General features: G+C 39.6%; 24 protein-coding genes, 1 other RNA gene and 2 pseudogenes. 16 read left to right on the top strand and 11 right to left on the bottom strand.

The genetic code is table 11. The features are described 5' to 3' along the window. The first annotated feature begins 114 nt into the window (after positions 1 to 114). The 6 genes and pseudogenes from murA to ACFIK3_RS05985 all read left to right on the top strand — a co-directional run bounded on the left by murA (position 115) and on the right by ACFIK3_RS05985 (position 7,036). Complete coding sequence (gene murA / locus ACFIK3_RS05960; protein ID WP_273790844.1) at positions 115 to 1,410, top strand: UDP-N-acetylglucosamine 1-carboxyvinyltransferase; 1,296 nt, start codon at positions 115 to 117, stop codon at positions 1,408 to 1,410. Between the two features lie 451 nt (positions 1,411 to 1,861). After that, positions 1,862 to 2,021, top strand: a pseudogene (locus ACFIK3_RS05965) (UDP-N-acetylglucosamine 1-carboxyvinyltransferase); the annotation flags it as partial. 180 nt (positions 2,022 to 2,201) lie between these two features. Beyond that, entirely contained in the window at positions 2,202 to 2,468 is a 267-nt protein-coding gene (locus ACFIK3_RS05970; protein ID WP_375676393.1) for a hypothetical protein, read from the top strand. Between the two features lie 768 nt (positions 2,469 to 3,236). Further along, the gene (traG, locus tag ACFIK3_RS05975) at positions 3,237 to 5,144 is read left to right on the top strand and encodes a Ti-type conjugative transfer system protein TraG (protein ID WP_375676394.1); all 1,908 of its coding nucleotides are present in this window, start codon (positions 3,237 to 3,239) and stop codon (positions 5,142 to 5,144) included. An 863-nt stretch (positions 5,145 to 6,007) separates the two neighbouring features. After that, entirely contained in the window at positions 6,008 to 6,400 is a 393-nt protein-coding gene (locus ACFIK3_RS05980) for a helix-turn-helix domain-containing protein (protein ID WP_375676395.1), read from the top strand. Positions 6,401 to 6,678: 278 nt separating this feature from the next. Further along, positions 6,679 to 7,036: pseudogene (locus ACFIK3_RS05985) on the top strand (helix-turn-helix domain-containing protein). A 372-nt stretch (positions 7,037 to 7,408) separates the two neighbouring features. Here ACFIK3_RS05985 and ACFIK3_RS05990 read toward each other — a convergent pair. From ACFIK3_RS05990 to ykgO, 5 genes are all read right to left on the bottom strand, one after another. Continuing rightward, complete coding sequence (locus tag ACFIK3_RS05990; protein ID WP_273790841.1) at positions 7,409 to 8,230, bottom strand: TIGR00282 family metallophosphoesterase; 822 nt, start codon at positions 8,228 to 8,230, stop codon at positions 7,409 to 7,411. Between the two features lie 18 nt (positions 8,231 to 8,248). Then, positions 8,249 to 8,854 (bottom strand): 5-formyltetrahydrofolate cyclo-ligase, encoded by a 606-nt coding sequence (locus ACFIK3_RS05995; RefSeq protein WP_375637716.1) that lies wholly within the window; start codon positions 8,852 to 8,854, stop codon positions 8,249 to 8,251. 554 nt (positions 8,855 to 9,408) lie between these two features. Continuing rightward, positions 9,409 to 9,569, bottom strand: a non-coding RNA gene (ssrS, locus tag ACFIK3_RS06000) — 6S RNA. Between the two features lie 1,096 nt (positions 9,570 to 10,665). Beyond that, positions 10,666 to 11,451, bottom strand: coding sequence for a tetratricopeptide repeat protein (locus ACFIK3_RS06005; protein WP_375676396.1), 786 nt, complete (start codon positions 11,449 to 11,451; stop codon positions 10,666 to 10,668). Positions 11,452 to 11,608: 157 nt separating this feature from the next. Continuing rightward, positions 11,609 to 11,734 carry a type B 50S ribosomal protein L36 gene (ykgO, locus tag ACFIK3_RS06010; RefSeq protein WP_004863016.1) on the bottom strand — a complete coding sequence of 42 codons (126 nt, stop codon included), beginning with the start codon at positions 11,732 to 11,734 and terminating at the stop codon, positions 11,609 to 11,611. Between the two features lie 619 nt (positions 11,735 to 12,353). Here ykgO and ACFIK3_RS06015 point away from each other — a divergent pair. Next, a complete protein-coding gene (locus ACFIK3_RS06015; protein ID WP_375676397.1) occupies positions 12,354 to 12,599 on the top strand; it encodes a hypothetical protein in 246 nt (81 codons plus the stop codon). A 64-nt stretch (positions 12,600 to 12,663) separates the two neighbouring features. Here the strand turns inward: ACFIK3_RS06015 and ACFIK3_RS06020 are convergent, their stop codons facing one another. Next, entirely contained in the window at positions 12,664 to 12,837 is a 174-nt protein-coding gene (locus ACFIK3_RS06020; RefSeq protein ID WP_375664268.1) for a hypothetical protein, read from the bottom strand. Beyond that, complete coding sequence (locus ACFIK3_RS06025; protein WP_273790838.1) at positions 12,830 to 13,204, bottom strand: hypothetical protein; 375 nt, start codon at positions 13,202 to 13,204, stop codon at positions 12,830 to 12,832. The genes ACFIK3_RS06020 and ACFIK3_RS06025 overlap by 8 nt, the downstream gene beginning before the upstream one ends. An 857-nt stretch (positions 13,205 to 14,061) precedes the next feature. Here ACFIK3_RS06025 and ACFIK3_RS06030 point away from each other — a divergent pair. Further along, positions 14,062 to 14,202: a hypothetical protein gene (locus ACFIK3_RS06030; RefSeq protein WP_375676398.1), complete on the top strand. Its 141-nt coding sequence runs from the start codon at positions 14,062 to 14,064 to the stop codon at positions 14,200 to 14,202. A 169-nt stretch (positions 14,203 to 14,371) separates the two neighbouring features. Here ACFIK3_RS06030 and ACFIK3_RS06035 read toward each other — a convergent pair whose 3' ends face one another. After that, a complete protein-coding gene (locus ACFIK3_RS06035) occupies positions 14,372 to 15,664 on the bottom strand; it encodes a 5-(carboxyamino)imidazole ribonucleotide synthase (RefSeq protein WP_375676399.1) in 1,293 nt (430 codons plus the stop codon). A gap of 1 nt (position 15,665) precedes the next feature. Continuing rightward, positions 15,666 to 16,163: a 5-(carboxyamino)imidazole ribonucleotide mutase gene (purE, locus tag ACFIK3_RS06040; RefSeq protein WP_273790836.1), complete on the bottom strand. Its 498-nt coding sequence runs from the start codon at positions 16,161 to 16,163 to the stop codon at positions 15,666 to 15,668. Positions 16,164 to 16,988: 825 nt separating this feature from the next. Between purE and ACFIK3_RS06045 the strand changes: the two genes are divergently transcribed. Then, entirely contained in the window at positions 16,989 to 17,141 is a 153-nt protein-coding gene (locus ACFIK3_RS06045; RefSeq protein ID WP_273790835.1) for a DUF5993 family protein, read from the top strand. 10 nt (positions 17,142 to 17,151) lie between these two features. Then, the gene (locus tag ACFIK3_RS06050; RefSeq protein ID WP_375631463.1) at positions 17,152 to 17,727 is read left to right on the top strand and encodes a disulfide bond formation protein B; all 576 of its coding nucleotides are present in this window, start codon (positions 17,152 to 17,154) and stop codon (positions 17,725 to 17,727) included. Positions 17,728 to 18,468: 741 nt separating this feature from the next. Here the strand turns inward: ACFIK3_RS06050 and ACFIK3_RS06055 are convergent. Both ACFIK3_RS06055 and ACFIK3_RS06060 read right to left on the bottom strand, forming a co-directional pair. Further along, entirely contained in the window at positions 18,469 to 18,822 is a 354-nt protein-coding gene (locus tag ACFIK3_RS06055) for a hypothetical protein (RefSeq protein WP_375676400.1), read from the bottom strand. A 969-nt stretch (positions 18,823 to 19,791) separates the two neighbouring features. Then, positions 19,792 to 20,163, bottom strand: coding sequence for a helix-turn-helix domain-containing protein (locus tag ACFIK3_RS06060; protein WP_375676401.1), 372 nt, complete (start codon positions 20,161 to 20,163; stop codon positions 19,792 to 19,794). A gap of 314 nt (positions 20,164 to 20,477) precedes the next feature. On the opposite strand from ACFIK3_RS06060, the gene ACFIK3_RS06065 reads away from it, so the two are divergent. From ACFIK3_RS06065 to ACFIK3_RS06090, 6 genes are all read left to right on the top strand, one after another. Continuing rightward, on the top strand, positions 20,478 to 20,930 hold the full coding sequence (locus ACFIK3_RS06065; RefSeq protein WP_375676402.1) for a hypothetical protein: 453 nt from the start codon (positions 20,478 to 20,480) through the stop codon (positions 20,928 to 20,930). A gap of 571 nt (positions 20,931 to 21,501) precedes the next feature. Next, a complete protein-coding gene (locus ACFIK3_RS06070) occupies positions 21,502 to 21,687 on the top strand; it encodes a hypothetical protein (protein ID WP_375676403.1) in 186 nt (61 codons plus the stop codon). 247 nt (positions 21,688 to 21,934) lie between these two features. Beyond that, positions 21,935 to 22,153: a translation initiation factor IF-1 gene (infA, locus tag ACFIK3_RS06075; RefSeq protein ID WP_004857577.1), complete on the top strand. Its 219-nt coding sequence runs from the start codon at positions 21,935 to 21,937 to the stop codon at positions 22,151 to 22,153. A 246-nt stretch (positions 22,154 to 22,399) separates the two neighbouring features. Continuing rightward, positions 22,400 to 23,113: a Maf family nucleotide pyrophosphatase gene (locus ACFIK3_RS06080; RefSeq protein ID WP_273790830.1), complete on the top strand. Its 714-nt coding sequence runs from the start codon at positions 22,400 to 22,402 to the stop codon at positions 23,111 to 23,113. Positions 23,114 to 23,134: 21 nt separating this feature from the next. Beyond that, complete coding sequence (yacG, locus tag ACFIK3_RS06085; protein WP_273790829.1) at positions 23,135 to 23,416, top strand: DNA gyrase inhibitor YacG; 282 nt, start codon at positions 23,135 to 23,137, stop codon at positions 23,414 to 23,416. Between the two features lie 13 nt (positions 23,417 to 23,429). Then, on the top strand, positions 23,430 to 23,588 hold the full coding sequence (locus ACFIK3_RS06090) for a hypothetical protein (RefSeq protein ID WP_375676404.1): 159 nt from the start codon (positions 23,430 to 23,432) through the stop codon (positions 23,586 to 23,588). The last annotated feature ends 2 nt before the right edge of the window (positions 23,589 to 23,590 follow it).

A 23,590-nucleotide genomic window follows, 5' to 3' on the forward strand; every position in this document is an offset into this window, starting at 1 on the left:
CAATAATTTGTTCTCATATTTAGAATGCGTTCTAAAACGATTAATAAAGCATAACTTCCCGAAGGGGGACAATCCTTTGGAAGGGCAGGCACAAAGGAAAAGAGGGAAAACACTATGGATTCTATTCAAATTGTTGGGGGAGAAAAACTTAAAGGAACAATTCCTATATCAGGAGCAAAAAATGCTGCCTTGCCTCTTATGATTGCGGCGCTTTTGACAGAAGAAACGCTTACTTTAGAAAATATTCCTCATCTGGCCGATGTCGAATTGCTTATTCGTATTCTCAATAATCATGGTGTGGGATATGCCGTTGATGGACAAGAGTTTAACGATGAATGTGTGAATTCAAGAACAATTCATTTTACGGCGCAAAAAATAGCCACAACACGGGCGCCATACGAACTGGTGAAAAAAATGCGTGCAAGCTTTTGGGTTATCGGACCTCTGCTTGCACGATGCGCAGAGGCTTATGTTTCGCTTCCTGGAGGATGTGCTATTGGAACAAGACCTGTCGATTTTATCCTTGAAGGACTCAAAACTTTAGGCGCACAGATTTCGATCGAAAATGGATATGTTCATGCAAAAGCGCCAAGGGGCTTAAAAGGTGCTCACTATCGTTTCCCTAAAGTCACTGTTGGGGGAACCCATGTGCTGCTGATGGCGGCGACAACGGCAAAGGGAACAACCGTTCTTGAGAATGCGGCTTGTGAGCCAGAAGTGACAAACCTTATTCGAACCCTGAATGCTATGGGGGCTCAAATAACCGGTGAAGGAACAACAACACTTACAATTGAAGGGGTGAAAAAACTTAAAGGGACAAAAATACGCGTTATTGCTGATCGAATCGAAGCGGGGACATATGCAATGGCTGTTGCTATGACAGGAGGAGATGTCTTTCTTAAAAATGCAAATCCTAATCATCTCACAAAAGTGCTTAAGGTGCTCCAAAAAACAGGACTCGAGATTCAAATAGAACCTCAAGGAATTCATGTTAAGCGAAATCCAAAGAACACCAAAATTATGCCCGTTGATATTAAAACAGGACCTTATCCTGCTTTTCCAACCGATCTTCAAGCCCAATTCATGGCGCTCATGACACGGGCTGAAGGAACCGCGCATATTACAGAGACGGTTTTCGAAAATCGTTTTATGCATGTTCAAGAACTCAATCGCTTAGGAGCACAGATAAAGCTTGATGGGCAGACGGCAACCGTCTATGGAACAGAGAATTTGCAAGGGGCTCCCGTTATGGCGACGGATTTGCGTGCTTCTGTTTCTCTTGTGATTGCAGCGTTGGCGGCAAAGGGGGAAACAATCGTCAATCGTGTCTATCATCTTGATCGTGGATTTGAGAGATTAGAAGAAAAATTAGTCCGTTGTGGTGCAAAAATCCAACGTATCACAGTGTAAAGCTTTCAAAGATATGCCCAAAAGAATGGCTTTGAGAGGTTGCTTGGGGGGTGGCTGTTGTGTGGGCGGGCCATGCTTTAAGGTTGCGCTTTGGGGGGTGTTTTAGCACAATGCTTGGCTTTTAGGGGCGCTGGGCTTGGGCTTGTGGGGCTTGGCTTTTAGGGGCGGCTGGGCTTGGCTTGTGAGGCTGGGCTTGCTGGCGCATTTTTAATGATTTACTCTCTTGTTTGTGGAATTTTGGAGCCGTATATTCTTGATGGTTTTCTAAATAGCTCTTTCAAACTTCCACCTTTCAAGGGTATGTCAAGGGGATGGCTTTTGTGGCTGCTTTTTTCTTTTCGTAATGGTTGTCTTTTTTGAAGAATTTTGCCCCTCTAACAAGGGGGTAGAGATTATTGTTCTCAGTGTCGTTTACGGCGCTTATAACACGGGGTTGAGGGAACCGCACGAAATTACAGAGACGGTTTTCGAAAATCGTTTTATGCATGTTCAAGAACTCAATCGCTTGAGGGTGCCGATAAAGCGCCATGGGCGAGAGAGAAACTGTCTCATGGAACAGAGAATTTGGAACAGAGAATTTGCAAGGGGCTCCCGTTATGGCGACGGATTTGTATTTGCGTGCTTGTTGTTTCTCTCGTATTTGTGTTCTTTGTATTATCATTGTCAAAGCAATGTATTAAATAATTTATATTCAAAATGATAGTAAATATTCAAAGTATTTATTGTTTTTTAATATAAAAATATGGTAATAAAATAACTTATGTACTTTTATAGTATTCAAGGAAATTGAAATGAAGAAGACTTTTAAATTATTGAGTACTTTATTGATTATGATTGGATTTTATCAAGCTCAATTGCCTCAAACGATTGCAGGTACATGGAAAAAGTCTGGTGCAAATCAACTTGAAAAAAAAGTTCTTTATGATGACCCTGAAGATTTTCAGAATGACCCTGCTTACATAGAATGGTGTATAGTACATGACAAGAATCCGGAGTGTAATCCTTTAAAATCTCGCAATCCATGGAAGTTTAGTAGAACTCTTGGGCACGGGTATTGATCAAAAGGGCGATGTAATCTCTTTAATTGATGAAAAAATGAACATGGAAAACCTATAAAGACGACCATAACAAAAAAGTAGCTTCATTCTTTAAAAGCTGAGGATGACATTGTTAATGGGTACCGATAAAGCGCCCATGGACTAGAAGGAAATGCATCTCATAAAACAGAGTAGGGGGGCTCGTCATGACGCCTGATTTGCGTGCTTTTTCTTGTCTTTGTTTTCCTCCCGCTCTAAAGAATGCATATTCTTGACTTAAGGTCTGTTTTGTAAAAAGTTCGGATTCTGTTGGTGGGGGGTGACCTACTCCTGACCATTCATGTAGTCCACTTTACAAGGCTCTACGGGGCAAGCCACGCCCATTTATTGCACACTCTAAAAATACTTAAATATGTGAAGTTTTACATGCCTTATATTACCGCTCTGAACAACGATGTTTTACGGCACAACATGATAAACCGCGCTTTTTTTCAGTGAACACTAATACGTATTGTTATTGTTTTTTTTCTGTTAAGAAGCGTATACAGTGTCGTAAAAGAGTTAAGTAAGAAATTTAAATAGCGCGTGAAGCATCAAAGAAACTTTGGAAAAATTTTTGAAAAAATTAGTTTAGGAGAGCTTTTTATAAAAGCCTGTCTTAGAGAGGCAGATAAGTCTTTCATCTTAAGATGGTTTGCTTTACGTTTCAAAACTTGATAAAAATTCAAAAAATATAAAAACTTCGAAAAAAATAGGAAGAGAAGCTTTTTCTGGTATGCAGGGGGGAAAATGGTCAATAAATTAGACAAAAAACAGATTATATTTTTAGCATTGCCACTCATCTTTTCAATCATTGTAGCTTTTTTGGTCAATATAATCATCAATAACATTACAGAAAATGGAACGACGCCTGATGCTTATTGGTTTGTAAGATCAAAGCCACTGGATATTTTAATCCTTATTGCACTTTCATGTTCTTCATTCATCTTATTACAAAAAAGGCATACCAGAAAAAATATCACTATTTCGTCCATGATCATCTTTGGTTTGTTTGCAACTTATTATAGTGCAAATGAATATATCAGACTTAGTCCCTATGTAGGTCAAAATAATATGACATGGGCGGATGTTTTTCCTTTCTTTGATAGGATGGTTTTAGGGGGTGTTATTGTTGGCATTGTTATCCTTGGTTACACGATAAAACTATCATTACCTAAAGCTTCACCTTTGAAAATTTCAAAAAATACGATCTTTGGTGGTGTTCAATGGATGAGTATGAAAAAGATTGAAGAGATTTTTCCTCGTGATGGTGAAGTCGTCATAGGAGAGCGCTATAGAGTCGACAAAGATATTGTTAAAGATGTCCCTTTTAATCCTAAAGACAAAACAACATGGGGAAAAGGTGGTAGACAGCCATTGTTGACATACAAACTTAATTTTGATTCAACCCATATGTTATTTTTTGCTGGTTCTGGTAGTTATAAAACAACCAGTAATGTTATTCCAACTTGTCTCAAATATTCCGGTCCACTGGTCGTTTTTGACCCTTCAACTGAAATCGCTCCAATGGTAAAAAAAACAAGGCAGCTGTCAAACAGAAAAGTATACGTTCTTGATCCTCATGGTTCTTCAACAGAAACTTTTAATCCTTTAGATTGGCTGTTAGATGAAAATCTACCCCTTTATGAAAGAGAAGCGGGTGTGGTTGAAGTTGCTAGACTCCTTCTTTCTGAAAACGACAAATCAACTTCGACAGACCAATTCTTTGTATCACACGCACATAATTTGTTAACAGGAATACTTGCGCATGTGGTCTTTTCTGATGAATACACATTACAGGAAAAAAACTTAAAAACGCTTCATACGATCATGTCAATGCCAGAACCGTTCGTGATTGGAAAATTGCAATCTATACGATCAAATTCTTCATCCCAATTTATTCGTGAAACCCTTGGCGTTTTTACAAATATGGCGGCGCAAACTTTCTCAGATGTCTATTCTACTGCTGCAAAAGATATACAATGGCTTTCCCTCTCTAATTATGCAGATCTTATCAGTGGTTATGACTTTAAAACTACCGATATAACAAAGGGAAATATTGATATTTTTCTAAATATCCCCTCAAAAATTTTAAAATCTTATCCAGGTGTTGGGCGTGTCCTTGTTGGCTCTTTTCTCAGAGCTATGGAGGCTGCTAATGGTAATTATGCAAAAAGAGCGCTCTTTATTTTAGATAATGCTGATCTTTTAGGATATATGAACATTTTAGAAGAAGCACGTGATCATGGACGCAAATATGGTATATCTCTCATGCTTTTTTACAAGTCTGTAGATCAAATAGAACACTATTTCGGTTCGTCAGGCGTTATGACATGGTTTGAAAATTGTGCTTTTGTAAGCTATGCCGCAATAAAAGATATTAAAACTGCTGAAAATATATCTAAGGCATGTGGTCAAATGACCATTGAAGTGAAAGATTCAAGCAAACCTCTAGGAGGATTCCATACAAGAGGGACAGAAAATATAAACACCCAGCATAGACCTTTAATATATCCACATGAAATAACACAAGAAATGCGAAAAGACGAACAGATTATTCTTATGCAAGGGCAACCACCTGTTCGTTGTGGACGCTCTATCTATTTTAGACGTAAGGATTTAACAGCTCTTACTAATGAAAATAGCTTTTCTTCTTAATAAAGCACTTGTTTTTAGTTAAAATGAATAAAATATTGTTGTATTTTTGGATGATATAATTAGAGATAAATTATTTTTATAGTACATTTTTATAGTACAGTGGCTTGAAAATGGGAGAGTCATGAGCAGTCTTTCTTCTAAGAAGACAAAACACCAAAGAAGAAAGGTTAGATGCAAACAGAGCATTTCTTCAATTATAATGCGTGGGGGTGTTCAAGATAATACGTAGAATATTTGTTTGGATATTTAAAACAATACGTAGAATATTGGCTGTGATATTTAAAAGGTTGCTTTACGCAATCTTCCTTATTTTATTATTCATTCGTAAACCAGTTTTTGCCTTCTTAAACTTCTTTGCTGGTGGCTTGGCTTTATTCCTATTTTTTCTTTTTTTCGGATACACAGCGAGAGTTGCTCCCTATGAACACCAAACAGCAATGGTCATTGGTGGTATCATCATGATATTTCTTTGCTTGTTTGCTCATGATGCCTATGAAAGGTTTTTACTACGTCTAGCATCTCATGATTATGATCTTATACTTATTTCAATAAATAGAGCTCACTTCGTTCATACATAATTTAATCAAAAATGAGAGGTTATCTGCCTCTGATAAAAATACAAATAAAGACTGTTTTTAAATTTTATTGCTAATTTCATGAAATTACTTTATTGGTAAGAGAATGTTTTGGTCGTCTACGCAACGATCAGTAGGGTCTGAAAGCCCTAAAGTTCAGTACATAAGATTAGCCTACTCTTGTGGGTTTCCCGGGATTCCGGGAGTTTTTGCCATGTCCAGGTGCGATGAGCACTAAAAGCAAAAAAAGCTGACTGAACTCAGTACTTTCAGACTCCCGGAATACTCATGCGAGGGCGCTCGCAACCGGCAGGGGAGCTTGAAGTGAAAGCTAAAAATCCACACTTTAACGACATTTCGATAGGCAGAAAAATTCGCTTTAAAAGAACAATGATCGGAATGTCGCAAAAGCAATTAGGCAGTCAGTTAGGTGTGATTTTTCAACAAATCCCAAAATATGAAAAAGGCTCTAATCGTATAGGAGCTGGGCTTTTACAGGAAATTGCTGATATTCTCAATGTTCCCATTTCTTTTTTTTACGCTGATCTCTCAACAAAAGAAAATGCTTTGTATTACTGTGATGAAAGAATCGGAAGTAAAGAAGAGCATATCCTTTTGAAAAGTTTTAGAGAGCTTAAACCTAAAAAGCAGAAGGCAATTTTGTGTTTGATTGTCTCATGAGATAAAAAAACTGTTTTAAATTTTATTGCTGGTCTCCAGAAATTATTTTATGAACAAGCACCAGGGTTCTCGTCGTACAGTGTGGTTGAATGGTGGAACCCAAAGCCTGAAAATCCAAGATGAAACATTAGCCTGCTTTATAAGTATCGCGAGATTCCGGGAGTTTTTGCCATGTCCAAGTGCGATGAGCACTAAAAGCAAAAAAGCTGACTGAACTCAGTGTTTTTGACTCCCGGAATACGCATAAGAGGTGCTCGCAACCGGTAGGGGAGCTTGAAGTGAAAGCTAAAAATCCACACTTTAACGATATTTGGATAGGTAGAAAAATTCGCTTTAAAAGAACAATGATCGGAATGTCGCAAAAGAAATTAGGCAGTCAGTTAGGTGTGACTTTTCAACAAATCCAAAAATATGAAAAAGGCTCTAATCGTATAGGGGGCGGGGCGTTTACAAGAAATTGCCGATATTCTCAATGTTCCCATTTCTTTTTTTTACGCTGATCTCTCAACAAAAGAAAATGCTTTGTATTACTGTGATGAAAGAATCGGAAGTAAAGAAGAGCATATCCTTTTGAAAAGTTTTAGAGAGCTCAAACCTAAAAAGCAGAAAGCAATTTTAAGATTAAATTTTCGTTAGAATCAAAAAAAAATTAAAGAGGCTCTTGCTAAATAATAAATTATTATATAAAGCTTTTTCTAGAGAAGGGGGTTAACATTTCTCCTCCCCCCCCCCCGCAGAAATGTCCAAATAAAACCTCCTTCTCATCATTTTAAAAATCACGAAAAATTTTATCCTTTATCTTTTATCCTTTTAAAAAGAGTGACTTATTTGTGCTAGAAAAGTTGCTGTATTAGGCAAATTGGAGGGCGGGGTGTTTTTAGTAGGGATTTGGGAAGGGCTGGAAAAATCATCTTGCCAAATAGAGTTCTCAAAAGGAAATCTTGGAGAGCAATCATCCAAAGGGCGCACAGTGGAGAGCGATCATCAAAGGGGCGGCTTTAAAAGAAGCTACCAAAAATCCGGAACTTCAGGCTTTAAATGAGGACCAATCCGTACCGCTGAGACCTTTTCTGCTAAACCGGTGCGATCTGAAATCTCAACCGCTAAACCACAAAGGGTGGCGGGACCACACGCCGGTTCAAAACGGTCTTGCTTCGTCTTATAAAGAAAACGGTGTAAGGGTTCTTCTTTATCCATTCCAAGAGAGGAGTTATAATCTCCACACATGCCTGCATCTGTTAAATAGGCGCTCCCACCTTCTAAGATCTGCGCGTCAGCCGTGGGAATGTGCGTATGTGTGCCAACGATAACACTCACACGACCATCCAGAAAATGGCCTAAACATTGCTTCTCGCTTGTCGTTTCTGCGTGAAAGTCAAAAATAATCGTATCGGCTTGCTCCATCAACGAACAGGCAAGAAGAATATTTTCCGCTGTTTCAAATGGATCTTCTACTTTGCACGGCATAAAAACGTTGCCCAACAGATTGGCGACAAGAACACGGGCGCCATTTTTTGCCGTAAAAACACCAGCACCTTTTCCGGGAGTTTCTTTCGAAAAATTGGCAGGGCGTAAAAAACGATCACTCTCATGGGCATACTGCAATGCTTCTTTGTGAGAAAAAGCATGATTGCCCGTGGTGACAACATCAACACCGGTCATCAAAAGATCTTGATATGTCTCTTGCTTAAGACCAAAACCACCAGAGGCATTTTCACCATTTACCACAACAAAATCAAGCTGCCATTTCTCAATCAGTTGAGGAAGGTGTTCAAAAACAGCTTTACAGCCTGTGCTACCAACAATGTCACCTAAAAATAAAAAACGCATAGGCGCTTTAATCACACTTTAACATTTTAAGAAACCTTTTTCTGTAAAAATTCCTTGTACCTGTAGATCATGTTCTGCTGCGGGAATAGAGAAAACCTCCTGACATGAAAACCCTATGCCCCATAATGTCATTTGATGCCCTTGTTTTTCAAGAGCTTCAACAGCACGGTCATAGTATCCTCCTCCATAGCCAAGACGGTGACAGTGACGATCAAACGCAGAAAGCGGAACAATAATATTATTGGGGACAACAACCTCATTGTCGGCACTGGGACCAAAGGTGCCAAAACGCATGGGCTCTAAAATCGTGCTGGGCGAAAATGCACGGAAAATCATGGTGGTGGAATCAAGCACTGCTGGTAAGGCTAAACGTCCACCGCGTAACGCTACAGCATCCAGTAAAGGACGCGGGTCAATTTCCGATTTAATGGGCCAATAGCCTGCTAAAATGAGGCGTGAAAAATCGGTTCCCTTCTTTTCAAGGTATTCAATAAAGTGGCAACAAGCACGTTGCGAAAAGAGTGCGCGCTCTTCTGTTAAAAGAGCATCACGACGCGATAAACCGCTTTTGCGTTGCTGTGTGCGAAGGGATGAAGCAGATTCACAGAGGGGATTATTTGTCATTGTCTCGTCAATTGTTTTATAAGATGCTGATATTTTATCCATTGTTGGCGTTTTGTAAATCTCTGTTAGGACAAGAGCTGTGCTCATGAAAAAAAGCATGAAAAAAAGTGTGTGCTCTTTATAGGGGGTATCTTGGTGCAACAAGCCGCTTTTGCGTTGCTTGCGTGCGAAGGGGTGAAGCAGATTCACAGAGGGGATTTTGTGTCATTGTCTCGTCAATTGTTTTAATAAGATGCTGGCATTTTATCCATTGTTGGCGTTTTGTAAATCTCTGTTAGGACAAGAGCTGTGCTCATGAAAAAAAGCATGAAAAAAAGTGTGTGCTCTTTATAGGGGGTATCTTGGTGCAACAAGCCGCTCTTGCGTTGCTTGCGTGCGAAGGGATGAAGCAGATTCACAGAGGGGATTATTTTGTCAGTGCTGTCTGTTTTATAAAATAAAGCCCCTCGTCATTTTTATTTCTTGAAAAGAGAGTATCATCATTGGTCTTATGTAAAAGGACGCTCTCAATTTTAGCTGGAAAAATTTTTATGCAAAAAAGTTATACAAATAAAGGGTGATCCACAACAGCCGATGGAAAAAGCTGATCCCGGGAACCTATACAAATAGGTGGGCGCCATATGAAAAAGCCCACGGGCTTGATCAGGGACAGCTCCCTTGGAGATCATTAAGGTCTCAGGAATACGTTATTTCCTGTCGAGAAGCGCAGAACACCCTCCTTAATATAAAACAATTTCAGAGTTTCTGCTAGAGATAAAATAACCTCGCTCTCTTCTTTTTCATAAAGTATTTCAGGAGAGATTGATGATATTGTTGGTGGTTGCTCGAAATGGCTGTATGATGGATGGCTTATTCAAAGTAAAAAAGCAAAAATATGAGTGGGGGTGGGTGTTTGAGTGACGTAGAACGGTTTATTGGCAATGGCTTGATTGGCTCTTTTGGGACAATGCTTGATTTTTATGTTTCGCGGGAATACTTGGAGGAGCTTTGAAGGGAATATTTCTTATTCAAGGATGTTGGTTGAACTGGTGTTGCACCTTTGAAGTTTTTGCCTTGTGAAGCCATATTTTAGGGCTGTTTTATCAACTTTGAGGGGGGGGGAGGAGAGCCGATACGGTATGTGCTGCTATGGTTGAAGCTTAAAAATAAAAAACAGATGATGATAGTTTATCAGAGGCGCTAAGCGATGTTGTAAGCTTTTTTAAAAAAGTATTTTTTGAGGATCGTGTTTACAAATTTTTTTTATCCATGATGGAAGGTGTGAAAAGAAGAAACGGCTGAAGAGGACTCAAGCGTGAAGCGTTTGCTTGCTATGAGAAGAAATTCTGAAGGGGGTATATTGGAAATGTTTGGACGCTGCCTGCAATACAAAAAAGGTCCAAATTCAAAAAAGGCACTGTCAATTGTGTGTGGGGGGGTGTGGTTATAAGCAGGGGGCTTTTAGTTTATTGAGTGGAATGTGAAGCCGGCTTGCGTTTTATCTAGGTTTGAAAGGATGCCGTAAAGTGTCTTGTTCTTGAATGGTTTTAAAGAGCTTGGGGTGATTGTTCGTCTAACAGAGCTTGCACGCGCTTTTGAATCCTGCGCATTTGTGGAGTGTAATCCAATGCTGTTTCATCAATCTTAAGAGCCAAGTTTTGGACGCTCTGTTGCTTCCATGGTAATGGCTAAGTTTCAAAAAAAGGCACTGTCAATTGTGTGTGGGGGGTGTGGTTATAAGCAGGGGCAGTTTATTGAGTGGAATGTGAAGCCGGCTTGCGTTTTATCTAGGTTTGAAAGCATGCCGTAAAGTGTCTCGTTCTTGAATGGTTTTAAAGAGCTTGGGGTGATTGTTCGTCTAACAGAGCTTGCACGCGCTTTTGAATTCTGCGCATTTGTGGATAGTAATCCAATGCTGTTTCATAAGCTTTAAGAGCAAGTTTTGGACGCTCCGTTGCTTCCATGACAACGCCAAGTTCAAAAAAAGCACTATAATTGCGCGGCTCAAGTTCAAGAGCATGGTTGAGATCAAGCAGGGCAAGCTTGAAATCGTTCAGTTGAATGTGAATCCAAGCACGCCTTACCCAAGCTTCAGAATGAGTAGGTAAAAGTGCAAGAGCATTGTCAATATAATCAAGCGCAAGTCCATAATCATCGCTGTTGAGTGCATTTTCAGCCCATGACATTAAAAGATCAATCGTCTCACTCCCCGATTGGGACCATAAATGTTGAAGTTGTTGACTGATCTTTTTCGCTTTAGCAACATCAGCACAATATTTCAATTCTTTGAGTAAACGTGAAATTTCTGCTTCTTTGCGTTGCTTAACTCTGTCAACATGGGAAAGCTGCTCTTTGTCAAGATCTTCAAGAATAACCGCCGAGGAATCAGAATCGGAGGGCGTTGAGGAAGGGGGAGGAGAATTGGGAATAAGATCATCTAACGGTAAAAGCGATTGTGGAGAAGGCCGCTCTTCAGGAAGAGAAGGAGGATTTTGCCCATAGCTCGAGGGAACAAAACAAAAAACGCCAACAAAAAAAAGAAAAAACGCGCGCTGAAAAATACAGAAAAAACGCAGCTGAAAAAATCGAAAGGCTTTTAAAAAAATAGAAGAATCCATAAAAACAAGCCCCCAAAAGATAAATCACCAAATATTATCAAATACTAGACTTGTAATCAACGGACTTATAACCAAAAAAACGCAAGAAAAAATTTTTAAGCCTACAATCAAAGTAGGCATAAAAACATTGACCTTAAAGAAATTAGCCCTAAAAGAATTAGCCCTGACGTGCTCTAAAACGTGGGTTCGTTTTATTCAGAATATAAACACGACCCTTACGACGCACCAAACGATTGTTACGGTGGCGCTCTTTTAGTGCTTTAAGCGAATTTTTAATTTTCATCATATTCACCGTTTAAATAGTTTACGTAACACAACACTATAATACTATAATACAACACTAAAATATAATACCACAACCCCAATAGACTGCTTACTCTATGAGCATTGCATTGCGATATCGTACTTGCATTATAACATCACACGATACACTTTTTCACTGTGATCACAAAAAGAAAAGCGCACTCTTAAGGTACGCATTAACACACTTCATTAGCACAACGATAAGTGAAAATTGCAAAAAAAGTAGGAGAGATTTAACAAGAAGTCTTATTCTTGTCAAGGGTATATCCCTTACAAATTCCTTAGGGTGTGTTAATGGTTGCCTTGAAGGTAAAAATTTTCTCGTAAAAAAAGGACACAAAAAAGCACAAAGAGTGGAAAAAAGTAAAAGCCTTTTCAGCTTTAAACAAATAAGCTCTGTTAGGGAGTGTTGAAAGATCAGGAGCGCTGTTGAGTCGTTGGATTGTTGAAGTGGTGTGGTTTTTTTGTCGTTAAGGGCAAGGGGGGCTTTTTAAAACGCAAGGGGCTTGTTTGTTGCGGCTCGTGAAGCCCTGTCAGGTGCGTGCCGCCGGCTGAAATGCTTAACGTGGGGGGAAGAGGGGGAGGCGTTGGATTGTTGATTGGTGTGGTTTTTTGTCGTTAAGGGCAAGGGGGGGCTTCTTAAAACGCAAGAGGCTTGTTTGTGGGGGCTCGTGAAGCCCTGTCAGGTACGTGCGCCGGCTGAAATGCTTGAAGTGGGGGGAAGAGGGGGCGCCGTTGGAATTGTTTCTTGTATTTGTGTACGCCGTGCCTATAGTTTCAAACGTCCCCTTATGAAAAATCTCATACCCTCAATATGGGCCTTCAATAACTGGGAATCACATTAAATACGTCTAGAAATATGAAAATAAGAATTATGGTATTTTAATACCACGTTTTTCACGATTTTTTTTATTTATTAATTTCTTTATTCCATTTTTGAATTGCTAAGTTTAGTCCTGTAAGCGCTTTACGGTACAGTTTTCGATATTTAATGGTAGAATAAACAAGCCAAACGGATAATGTTATTATTGCACAACCGCCAATGATCCCTAGAATGCGCCCTAATATTATAGCTTCAGTCATTTTCTCTCCTTATTGTATTTTGATTAGCAACCGCTTCGTCTAGTTGTTTCATTACTTTTTTCAGTTTCTTCTTTACTATGATCCGTAGCACCAAAAAGATTGGTATCGAACCGTACAGAATTAATGCGCATATCAGCCCGATTGCAGTTGCTACATTCATCTGAGGTTTATCCGCACTGCCTAATATTGAGAGGAAAATGTATAAACAGACGCTTATAAAAATTATGAATATAAACTCTCTCAGTGAAACAACACCAGCCTTTAATGTTTCCTTAACTTCTTTTTGGATATCGAGGACTAAGTCCCATTGAGAAGATGTATCATTTTGTTCTTTTGGTGATGCATTTGATAGGTTTGGTTTTGTCATGTTGATATTCGTTTGTTTCTTGAGGGTTTTGTTTTTTGATAAAGCGAATAACTCAGTTTCTCAGACTATTTTTATGAAATGAAAAAAGATTTCTGTACTTGTTAAAATGATAATACGAATGACTTGCTACGTCTGTAGCGCATCTTCCCTTTATTATTATGAGGCATGTACAATTTTTCGTGCCGCTGTATAAAAGATTCGTTTTGTGAGTACAATTATATTTTATCACTAAACTACAGGCGAAGAGGCATTTAATATTGAAGTGTTTAGCCGGTTGAATTTACTTAAGAAAAGCTTGATTGTTGACAGATCGGCACAGGAATCTTCGTCCTTGAGCGCGGTTAGGCGCTCAAATTTGAATAACGTAATTTTATAGGGGAAAGAACGAAGGCGATAGACATAACGAAGGTGACAAATATTACAGATATTAAAGTGAGTGATATTTTAAACGGTTGTTGTTTTAGAGTGTAAGCTAAATTTACGGTTTTCTTTCGGTGTGTAGTTGTATGTTTATCTGCTATTTTAAGCTTTATTGCGAAATGAAATAAGGAGAGACGCTTCAAGCTCTAGAAAATACGACACAGGTAATATCGCCTTATGAGGGGAGAGAGGATATTGCTATGATGGATAAGCTTAGTACTGTAATTATATCTTTGACATGAAACTCAAGGGGTGGTGCGGAGCGGCGCTTGGCACTTTTGTGAAAGAATGAACACAAGAAGGGAGACTAGAGGCAATGAGAACGCATTGTTAGAATGCTCTCTATAGGCTGCAAGAGGTAAGTTTATCCTCTAAAGGTTGGAATTAAAAGGCCTAAAGATTGGCATTAAAAGAAAAATGAAGGGGCAGCGTATGTTATGGGGGAATATTTATGCGGTGGAAGGTGGAGGGGTGATGAACTTGGGGGCTGGCGAATTGCTTTTAGTCGTGGGGGGACTTTTTTGAGAAAAGGAGGAGGAGCTGTTGGATTGTTGATTGGTGTGGTTTTGTATCTTTGAGGGTGGGGGCATGGAAGAGAAGGAGCTTGTAGGAGGGCTTCACGCCCTTTCAGGGCGAATTAAAAGGTTAGGGGCGCTGTTGAAGCCGCTGGATATCGGTGTGGGGTGAAGCTTTGTTTTTTCAGTTCATTGGGGGATAGTGTGAAAAAGCATTTGTATGTATGTGGGCTTAAGATTTGTTGGCTGGTCCCAATAATTGGATGACGTGCCCCATTTTGCGGTGGGGGTGAACAGTGCTTTTGCCATATAAATGGATCGAGGTGTGCTCTTGCTTTAGAAAATATTTTAACGTGCTAAAATTGTTACCAAGAAGATTGGTCATTTGGCAATCGCTATGGCGATAGGGACTGCCTAAGGGAAGTCCGCAAATAGCACGGATATGCTGTTCAAATTGTGAAGTTATGCATGCCTTTTGTGTCCAATGACCAGAATTATGGACACGCGGCGCTAATTCATTCACTAAAAGATGACCATCCGTTAAGACAAAAAACTCAATACAAAGAACACCAACATAATCGAGGGCATCCATGACTGTTAAGCTGATTTCTTGAGCTGCTTTTTGCACGTCAAGTGGAATATGGGATGGAACAAAGGATTTATGAAGAATTCCGTGTTTGTGTTGGTTTTCAGGGCAATCATAAAAAATATGTTCCCCTTGTTTTGTGCGGGCAGAAAGAACCGAAATTTCCGATAAAAAAGGAACTATTTCTTCCAAAATACAAGGCTGTTCCTGAAAAGTCCTTAAGGCTTCGTCAAGGGTTTGTTCATTGGGGTGATCAAGCTTGATCTGGTTTTTTCCGTCATAACCAAAACGACGCGTCTTTAAAAGACCACGTCCGCCTAAAGTATCAAGAGCGGAAAGAAGAGAAGAAGAATTGTCAATAGCGTGCCATGACGCGGTGCCAATCCCTTGATCACGCAAAAATTGCTTCTCAAAAAGTCGATCTTGTGTGATCTCTAATGCTTTGGAAGAAGGATAAACAGGCTTACTCTTTTCTACATATTGAACCGTTTGAAGAGAAAGATTTTCAAATTCATAGCTGACAACATCACATTGAGAAATAAAATGATCTAAAGCTGATGTATCGTCATAGGAGGAAACAATATGGTTGTTTGCTGTTTGAGCGGCTGGGCAATCGGCCTCAGGGCAAAAAATAACGGTTCGAAATCCTAATTCTGCGGCCGCTATGGCGAGCATCCGTGCTAATTGTCCGCCCCCGATTAAACCAATGACGCTGCCTGGAGGTAACATGGTGGAGGGAGTGGTGTTGGCTGAGGGAGTAGCGTTGGAGGAGAGGGTGGCGTTGGCTGAAGGGGTGGCGTTGGCTGAAGGGGTGGCGTTGGAGGAGAGGGTAGTGTTGGCTGAGGGGGCGGCGTTGGCTGAAGGAGCGGTGTTGGCTGAAGGGGCAGTGTTGGCTGAGGGAGTAGTGTTGGCTGAGGGGGCGTTGAAAAACGGTGCCATTTTAAACCTCCGTTACAGGCGTTTGGGCAACATTGGCTGTTTGTTGTTGACGCCAATCTTCTAATCGTTGGGCGAGATCATGGTCATAAACGGCCATAACGGCTGCGGCTAAAAGTGCTGCATTAATTGCGCCTGCTTTGCCAATTGCTAATGTGCCAACGGGTATCCCTGCTGGCATTTGCACGATTGAAAGCAAAGAATCTTGACCAGAAAGAGAATGAGAATGCACTGGAACGCCAAAAACAGGAAGAGGAGTAAGGGCTGCTAACATACCTGGAAGATGCGCTGCACCCCCCGCTCCGGCAATTAAAACTTTAAACCCTGCTTCTTTTGCTTCTTTTGCAAATTGATAAAGGCGTTCAGGAGTTCGGTGTGCTGAGACAATATGCGAACTATGAGAAATACCAAGACTCGTCAAAATATCTGCACTATGGCACATCGTTTGCCAATCCGATTGGCTCCCCATTAAAATCGCGACATCACATGATTTTTTCATCATTCACTATCCTTTTCAAAGGTTCAATGCGATTCTTTATCATTATTTTTTTAAAGTTTTATATTCTCTTTGCAAAGCCAATTGATGACAGAGAAACAGTTATTTTTCAAATAAGGTGGAAAGCTAAAAATTTAAAGGGGGAGACCAAGAGATGAAAAACTAAAGTATTGAAGGCATGAAGCACTTCTTTTTTTGGGGGGAGATGAATTTTGAGGAGAGGTGTTAAGGGGTGGTGTTGGATCCATGAGGCTGTTAAGCTTGCGGCATTGTAAAAGGGAAAAATATATTGGGAAAAATACATTGATTATAAGTTTTTTAAAAAAATGTCTTACTTTTTATTTGCTAAAATAAACAAGATCACCATATGATATAAAATCTGTTGCAATTTGAAACATTGCTTATGAGAAAAAGAGATTTTTATGGCGAAAATGCGTTGCAAAGTGAGGATATTCTTTTGAGAAATAAGGATATTCTTTTGAGAAATAAAGAGATGTATATCTCTCGATTTCAAAGCCTATTTATTTTGTTGTTCAAGTGATTCTTTTGTGAGTGGGGGGATATAATCTTTATAATTGTCAATATATATTTAACAATGGCTGATATTAAGGGGAAGCGAATAATCAACGCTTTTGTGCTTTTAACGCTTTTGTTGCGATCTGTTTCTTAGCGATTATATCGTTTTTTCCCTTAAATATAATGGCAATATCAATCGCGAATGACGAATTGTGAATAATAAATCTATGGTCTCTTTTTTGCCCAATTTTGTAATATGGTGAACGCTGAAATAAATAAGAGTTAAACAACGGATGTAAAGGAGATTTAAAAGCTATGTTTCTTCCATTTTTAATCGCTTTAGGTACTGCTGTAACGACTATGTGTGGTAAAAAAAATATAAGTTATGCTTTGTGGGCAATTTTATTCGTTGTCATTCTTCTCACTTTCAATCATCACGCAACTTCTACTTTAAATTTATCTTTTTGAGAGAATAGCCATGGAACATGTTGAACAAAAAAACCCTCACTTCGTCATCTTTATGAATACGCTAGGACTCTTTGGGTTATCCATTGTCTTGGTGGTGGCTTTTTATTATCAATTGGTAAAGTTTGAGTTACCTTGTCCCCTTTGTTTGCTGCAGCGCGTTGGATTGATACTGGCAGGTTGTGGGTTCTTGCTCAATATTCACCATAAGGTGAAAAATACCCATTATGGTATGGTTATTCTCGGTTGTATGGTAACCAGTGCTGTGGCAGCACGACAAGTGTTTTTGCATATCACACCCGATGATTTAGGATACGGTTCAACGTTCTTTGGATTGCATTTTTATACTTGGGCTTTCATTATTTCTGTCCTTTGTATCTTTGCTGTCTCATTTGTCATGATTTTAGGCGAATTGGCACACAAGTTCAAAGAATTTTCTCCTTTTCCAGTCTTGAGTAAAGCAGCAAGTTTCTTATTTGTATTTTTGATTGCGGCAAATTTGATTTCTACCATACTGGAATGTGGTGGTGGGCAATGTGCCGATGATCCTGTAAGGTATGAGTTGTTATCAAGTTGGTTCCCTTCATAGTTTCGAATTTGTTTAATAATCCCTCATCGTAATTTTTATTGTTAAAGAGGCGGAATATTTAAAAATCCGCTTCTTTTTTATTTATTGGGAAGACATTTTAGCAAGATTGTTCGATAATCTGATCTTTTATACTAACGCTGGCTTTTATGAGCGCTGGCGATTGATATTTTTTTAGCGAAGATTTGTACTGTGCACCTTTTATGCTGTCTTTTGAGAGAGATGAAGGGATTGATTGGCTTGGAGGCGTTTGTAGAGAAGCCCCGGACTGCTGAGCCACGTGGGTTAAGAAGCCTCGTTTTTTTAGAGCATTAACGATAAAAAATTTTTGTTCTTGATTTTTCGTAACATTGTGTTAAATAAGTTTTTGTATTCATTTTGGTGCTTCTAAAGTGTTTTTATTGCTTCTAGAGGGATTAATTTAAAATTTTGAAAGTTATGTGAATAATTTTCTGCAGAGGTTTGTTTATTAGAGGCAAACCTTTTTTTTTATCTAACTTTTAGATGTTTTCTTTCAGTGTGAAGCCTTTTTTGAGAAAAAGGTAAGCGTCTTGATGATGCCTCTTTTTTTATTAATATATTGATTTATAATGATAAATAACCATTTTTAACGTGAAGCACTTCGCTGAATATAATAAAAATTTCTCATCACCAGTTCTCTTATATTAAATCAATTAAAATTACTTGCTTGTACATCATAAGCGGGGGGCATGTGGGGCAAAACTGTACAAGAAAGGCATGCCTTTAATGAAGAGTCTCTTGAACCGAAGGCTGTCTGCAACATTGGGAGCTGGCAGAGTTTTTGTGATGATGCCAGCCTCGTTTTTCCATAAGCGTAAACTTGTTTCTCCATAAGCGTAAAGATAAGGGGGCTGAATGGATTTTATACACTTCATGGGGGCTTACCATTTCTTTACGGGCGGCGTTTTGCAAAATGGGTGTGACGAGCGTTGAGAGATCTTTCTTTAAAATAAGCGTGTGAATATGCAACGCAAGTCTATTCCTTTTGGTGCGTTTTGTATTACGAAAAAATATTGACTTATAAGGATAAGTTATCGTTGCGAATGTTGAATGAGAAAAACGAAAAGCTTCTCTCATCTCAAACTTTCTTATAGTCAATTAATTAAATGTACTCTTCTACGTTACAAAAAAGCACTGGATGTAAATAAAAATTCTTTTAAAAGTCGTAAAATGCTTCTTACAACCCCTTTTGATGGCTAGAATTTGTCAAAAAATTTTATGCTGGTTAATACAAATAATAGGGCAGTTTATATCTATGATTTAAGTGAAAATAGGGGGGATTTAGATGAAAAGGGAGGCGAGATTTTAATGACAGTTGTTGAATACGTTATTGTGTAATGCATTTTTTACAGATTTTCTGCTTTCTGTAAATGCGTAAAAGCGTAAAAACGGAAATATGTAAAAAAGGAAGCTGGGACTTTATGCGTGGTGTATGATTTTATCATGGTATGGAATGTGGAGAGAAGATTGGGGGTGGGGTGAAGAGTCTTATGAAGGGAGGGGATTTGGGATGAAGAGGCGGGGGTGTTGACGAGAGAGGAGAAGAGAGTGTGGGGATGAAGAGGTGGGGGTGTTGACGGGAGAGGAGAGAGGGTGTTGGGGGGTGAAGAGGTGGGGGTGTTGAGGAGAGAGGGTGTGGGGATGAAGAGTCTTATGAAGGGAAGGGGAGTTGGGATGAAGAGGCGGGTGTGTTGAGGAGAGAGGAGAGAGGGTGTGGGGGTGGGGAAAGTTGCTTTTGAAGTGAGATTGACCGGTGCTTTGTGTGATCTTACTTTAGGATAGCGAAGGGGCAAGAATATTTTAAAATAGGACGTATCTGTCGCGTTTGATGCAACATCATTCTTTGTGGTGTCATGATCTGAAATCAGCAGGGGAATTTGCTAGAGTAAGAAGCTGTATTGTTGACAAACCTATGTTTACAAAGTGGTGCGAGGGGAATTTGAAAGTTTCATTTGGCTGCTTTCTGTAAATGTGGAGAAGCATCAAAACGTTGATCCGTAAAATGTAAAATGATGCGGAGGATTTATGCTTTGTGTGCGCTTTTGCTTAATCAGAAATCAACCATAAGATTGCTTTTTGTTTTTTCGGCTGGAGCTCTCTAAAATTTTTCAAAAGTGAATGTTCTTTTTCGCTGTATGTTTCTTGATCATGGTGTGAGGCAATTTTTTCTACTGAGACATCTTCTTTTGTCACAATGTCTGTATAAAAAAAGCTCATGGGAACTTGTAGTTTTTGGGCGATTTTGAGTAAACATCCTGCGCTTACACGATTGAAGCCTTTTTCATATTTTTGGATTTGTTGGAAACTGACGCCTAAATAGTTTCCTAATGCTTTTTGAGAAAGCCTCATGGCAATTCTTCTTTGACGAATTCTTTTGCCTATCAAAATGTCGATAAAATTTGGATTTTTGGTTTGCACTTCAAGCCCCCCTCCGGTTGCGAGCGCCCTCGCATTGGTATTCCGGGAGTCTAAAAGTACTGAGCTTAATCAGCTTTTTGCTTTTAGTGCGGAAACGCACCTGGACATAGCAAAATCTCCCGGAATTCCGGGATACCCGCAATGCGGGATAAATTTATGTATTAAGCTTTCGGGCTTTTAGCTCCCTATTTGATCGTTGCGTGGACGATCAAAAACACGTGCTTATCAATAAAGTAATTTCAGGAGATTGGCAAGAAAAATCAAAATAATCTCAAAGACTATAAGATTGGGTACTTTTTAAAAAAGTGCGAAATATGGATTATAAATCGCGTTTTTTTGCTATCAAAATATCGATAAAATTTGGATTTTTAGTTTGCACTTCAAGCCCCCCTCCGGTTGCGAGCGCCCTCGCATTGGTATTCCGGGAGTCTGAAAACACTGACTTGACTCAGCTTTTTGCTTTTAGTGCGGAAACGCACCTGGACATAGCAAAATCTCCCGGAATTCCGGGATACTCGCAATGCGGGATAAATTTATGTATTAAGCTTTCGGGTTTTCAGTTCCCTATTGGTCGTTGCGTATACGACCAAACTTACACTTTAAGTGATAAAGTAATTTCAGAAGATTGGCAAATAAAAATAGTTTTTATTTATAAACTTTATTTTTTAATGAGAGGCTTTCCGCCTCTCAAACTCTCCGGAACGCTCACCAAAATCATGAGATCAGACCCGCGTTTAATGAGGGGACTAACAATCCTAGGTTCTTAAGGTCAAGGAGACCATTACATGGCGCCTAACGGCGTCCTTGACCCAAGAACTTAACGGCTTGTTTTGTCCCTCTCACGCGGCTCCGAAATCATGATTAGAAGGGGAGCTTATAGGGGTGGTGATATCCGGCATATCAATTTATCAACGTGTTTTTTTAGAGTGTGATGAATATTTTAGGCTGGATTTTTTTGTCGCGTTTGATGAAATAAGCTCGTTTGAGGGTGGGTGATCTGAAGTGCTTGGGGGAGATTGGCTAGGCAAGAAGCTGGGTTAATACTATTGTTTATAGAGTGGCAAGGGGTGGAAGTTTCATTTGGCTTTATTCTGTGAATCTGTAAAAGCGTGAAAACGGAAATGTGCAAAAAAGGAAAGGCTTTATGTTGTTAGGGGCGTTGTGGTTAATGATACGCAATGTATGGGAATCGTGTTTTCGAAGGTAGGGAGAGCAACATAAATGAAAGGAGTGGCTTAGAGGAAATGTGTGGAGAGAGAGAAAATGGGGCAAGGGTGTACGGGAATACATAGAGTGTGTAGGGGGGCGGTGAAGCATGTTGTGAATGGTGTGTGAAGAATGGACAAGGTTTTGAAAAAAGGAGGGGGCTTTTGGTGTGGGGAGTGGTGTTTATCTGAAGGGCGCATGTTTAAGGTGTGGAAGGCGGAAGGTGAGGAAAAGTTGGAGGGAGGAGGATTGTTTGTAAGTTGTGGAGGGATTATTCAGAGGTATTGGGAAAATGCTTTAGGGGAAAAATTAGCGTAATTTCTTGTCATACTGAAACCAAAATCATCATAAAAATTGAAGGAAATTAGCGGGTAAAATTGGTGGAGAGAAAGTTTTGATTCTTAAGGTGTGAGGTGATGTTTTTTGAGAACATGAGAGAGTAAACTTGAAAAACCTTTCCCTTTTTGTGGAATTTTTATTCACAAACTTAAGAAAATAGGGTATGAACGCTGGAAATAACGCGCAGCTTAACAAAATATGTGCACTGTAAAGGAAATGTTTGTTTATGTCAAAAGAAGAAGTTTTAGAATTTTCTGGTATCGTTACTGAACTCTTACCTAACGCGATGTTTCGTGTGAAACTGGAAAATGATCATGAAATTATTGCCCATACCGCTGGTAGAATGCGGAAAAATCGTATACGGGTGTTGGCCGGTGATAAAATCATGGTGGAAATGACACCTTATGATTTGACAAAAGGGCGTATTACATATCGCTATAAGTAGCCTCGTGGGTGGCTTGTGCTTTTTTCTAAAAGCTATCATATTATTTCTATTATTTTTTAACAGTTTTTTAGTTTGCTTTTCATGAGTGAGAAAAGGGAAGTATTTGAAGGTCCTTGAAAAACTGTAAAATCAATGCAAAAAAAGGATAAGGAGATTAATGGTGAAAAGGGGCGCTTAAAAGGGAGTGCTTAAAAAGGGGGTGCGTAAAAGGGGGGTGAGAGGGAAGTCAATTGTGAAGGGGTGGAAATGAGAAATATAAGAGAGTGGGGGGAAAAACGTTTGGCAGATACTCTTACAGAAGAAATTCATTTGGTGCTTGCCTCCGCTTCGCCAAGGCGTTTAGCGCTCTTGGCACAAATAGGGATTGATCCGCAGCAGGTTTATGCAAGTGATATTGATGAAACACCAAAATTAAAAGAACATCCTGCAAAGCTTGCCAAACGTTTGGCAAAAGAAAAAGCGCTGAAAGCCCAAGAGATTTTGCGCTGGTACAGTCAGAATGGTCAAGACGAGTTGCAGAATGGTCAAGAAAAATTACCTGGACAGAAAATGATTATCTTAGCGGCTGATACGGTGGTGGCTGTGGGGCGGACCATTCTCCCCAAACCAGAAAGCGAGGATGAGGCTTATGAATGTTTACGATACCTTTCTGGGCGTTCGCATAAGGTCTATGGCGCCATTTGTGCGCTCAATGAACATGGAAAAATAACCGTAAAATTGGTTGAAAGTCGTGTCCGTTTTAGACGCTTAACCTCTGCCATGATGAAGGCTTACCTTGCTTCAGGAGAATGGCAAGGGAAAGCGGGTGGCTACGCTATCCAAGGAAAAGCCGGTGCTTTTGTTGTCTATATCAGGGGATCTTATTCTAATGTTGTGGGATTGCCTTTGGCTGAAACAGCCGATCTCTTGATCGCTTATCACTATCCACTTTTTACTCACTGGGCTGAAGAAACGCATTAGAAAAACTGTAAGGCAAGTTCAATGCAAGGTGAAAAGCAACAAAAAGAGAAAAAAAATGAAAAAAAAGGAACAGAAGAAAAGTTAATGAACGAGCAGAAGACAAAGGTGCGCCAAGAACAAAAAGAGCTAAATTTGCAAAAAGAGACCCGTCCTCCGCATCCTTGTCCTATTTGTGGTCAAATGTCACAAAAATCTTCATATCCTTTTTGTTCCACACGGTGCCGAGCCATTGATCTTAATCGTTGGCTTTCAGGCTCTTATATTTTACCGCCTCCTCCACAGAAAAGTGATGAAGAAGAATAAAGGGGTCTTCCTCTTGAGAAGAGGACGCTCAGAGCGTTTTTTTGTGTGGGAGCTAAAGGAAGGCGCGCGGGATTATCCTATATCAATGGATTCAAGAGCTGGATTAACGGCTTGGTTATTGTCGTCATTCGCAAAGACGCAGATTAAGTTCAATCAATGGTGGAAGTGTTAATA

The organism is Bartonella sp. CB10SXKL (genome assembly GCF_042195515.1).
GTDB lineage: Bacteria > Pseudomonadota > Alphaproteobacteria > Rhizobiales > Rhizobiaceae > Bartonella.

Bases quoted from the DNA above. Each gene is read 5' to 3' on its own strand.
- ACFIK3_RS06030 (WP_375676398.1), top strand. From the start codon at position 14,062: ATGGGGGAATATTTATGCGGTGGAAGGTGGAGGGGTGATGAACTTGGG.
- ACFIK3_RS06065 (WP_375676402.1), top strand. From the start codon at position 20,478: ATGGATTATAAATCGCGTTTTTTTGCTATCAAAATATCGATAAAATTT.
- ACFIK3_RS05980 (WP_375676395.1), top strand. From the start codon at position 6,008: ATGCGAGGGCGCTCGCAACCGGCAGGGGAGCTTGAAGTGAAAGCTAAA.
- yacG (WP_273790829.1), top strand. From the start codon at position 23,135: ATGCAAGGTGAAAAGCAACAAAAAGAGAAAAAAAATGAAAAAAAAGGA.
- ACFIK3_RS05995 (WP_375637716.1), bottom strand. From the start codon at position 8,854: ATGACAAATAATCCCCTCTGTGAATCTGCTTCATCCCTTCGCACACAG.
- ACFIK3_RS06020 (WP_375664268.1), bottom strand. From the start codon at position 12,837: ATGACTGAAGCTATAATATTAGGGCGCATTCTAGGGATCATTGGCGGT.
- ACFIK3_RS06055 (WP_375676400.1), bottom strand. From the start codon at position 18,822: ATGAGAGAAGCTTTTCGTTTTTCTCATTCAACATTCGCAACGATAACT.
- murA (WP_273790844.1), top strand. From the start codon at position 115: ATGGATTCTATTCAAATTGTTGGGGGAGAAAAACTTAAAGGAACAATT.
- ykgO (WP_004863016.1), bottom strand. From the start codon at position 11,734: ATGAAAATTAAAAATTCGCTTAAAGCACTAAAAGAGCGCCACCGTAAC.
- ACFIK3_RS05990 (WP_273790841.1), bottom strand. From the start codon at position 8,230: ATGCGTTTTTTATTTTTAGGTGACATTGTTGGTAGCACAGGCTGTAAA.
- ACFIK3_RS06045 (WP_273790835.1), top strand. From the start codon at position 16,989: ATGTTTCTTCCATTTTTAATCGCTTTAGGTACTGCTGTAACGACTATG.
- ACFIK3_RS06025 (WP_273790838.1), bottom strand. From the start codon at position 13,204: ATGACAAAACCAAACCTATCAAATGCATCACCAAAAGAACAAAATGAT.
- traG (WP_375676394.1), top strand. From the start codon at position 3,237: ATGGTCAATAAATTAGACAAAAAACAGATTATATTTTTAGCATTGCCA.
- ACFIK3_RS06005 (WP_375676396.1), bottom strand. From the start codon at position 11,451: ATGGATTCTTCTATTTTTTTAAAAGCCTTTCGATTTTTTCAGCTGCGT.
- purE (WP_273790836.1), bottom strand. From the start codon at position 16,163: ATGATGAAAAAATCATGTGATGTCGCGATTTTAATGGGGAGCCAATCG.
- infA (WP_004857577.1), top strand. From the start codon at position 21,935: ATGTCAAAAGAAGAAGTTTTAGAATTTTCTGGTATCGTTACTGAACTC.
- ACFIK3_RS06050 (WP_375631463.1), top strand. From the start codon at position 17,152: ATGGAACATGTTGAACAAAAAAACCCTCACTTCGTCATCTTTATGAAT.
- ACFIK3_RS05970 (WP_375676393.1), top strand. From the start codon at position 2,202: ATGAAGAAGACTTTTAAATTATTGAGTACTTTATTGATTATGATTGGA.
- ACFIK3_RS06070 (WP_375676403.1), top strand. From the start codon at position 21,502: ATGGACAAGGTTTTGAAAAAAGGAGGGGGCTTTTGGTGTGGGGAGTGG.
- ACFIK3_RS06080 (WP_273790830.1), top strand. From the start codon at position 22,400: ATGAGAAATATAAGAGAGTGGGGGGAAAAACGTTTGGCAGATACTCTT.
- ACFIK3_RS06035 (WP_375676399.1), bottom strand. From the start codon at position 15,664: ATGGCACCGTTTTTCAACGCCCCCTCAGCCAACACTACTCCCTCAGCC.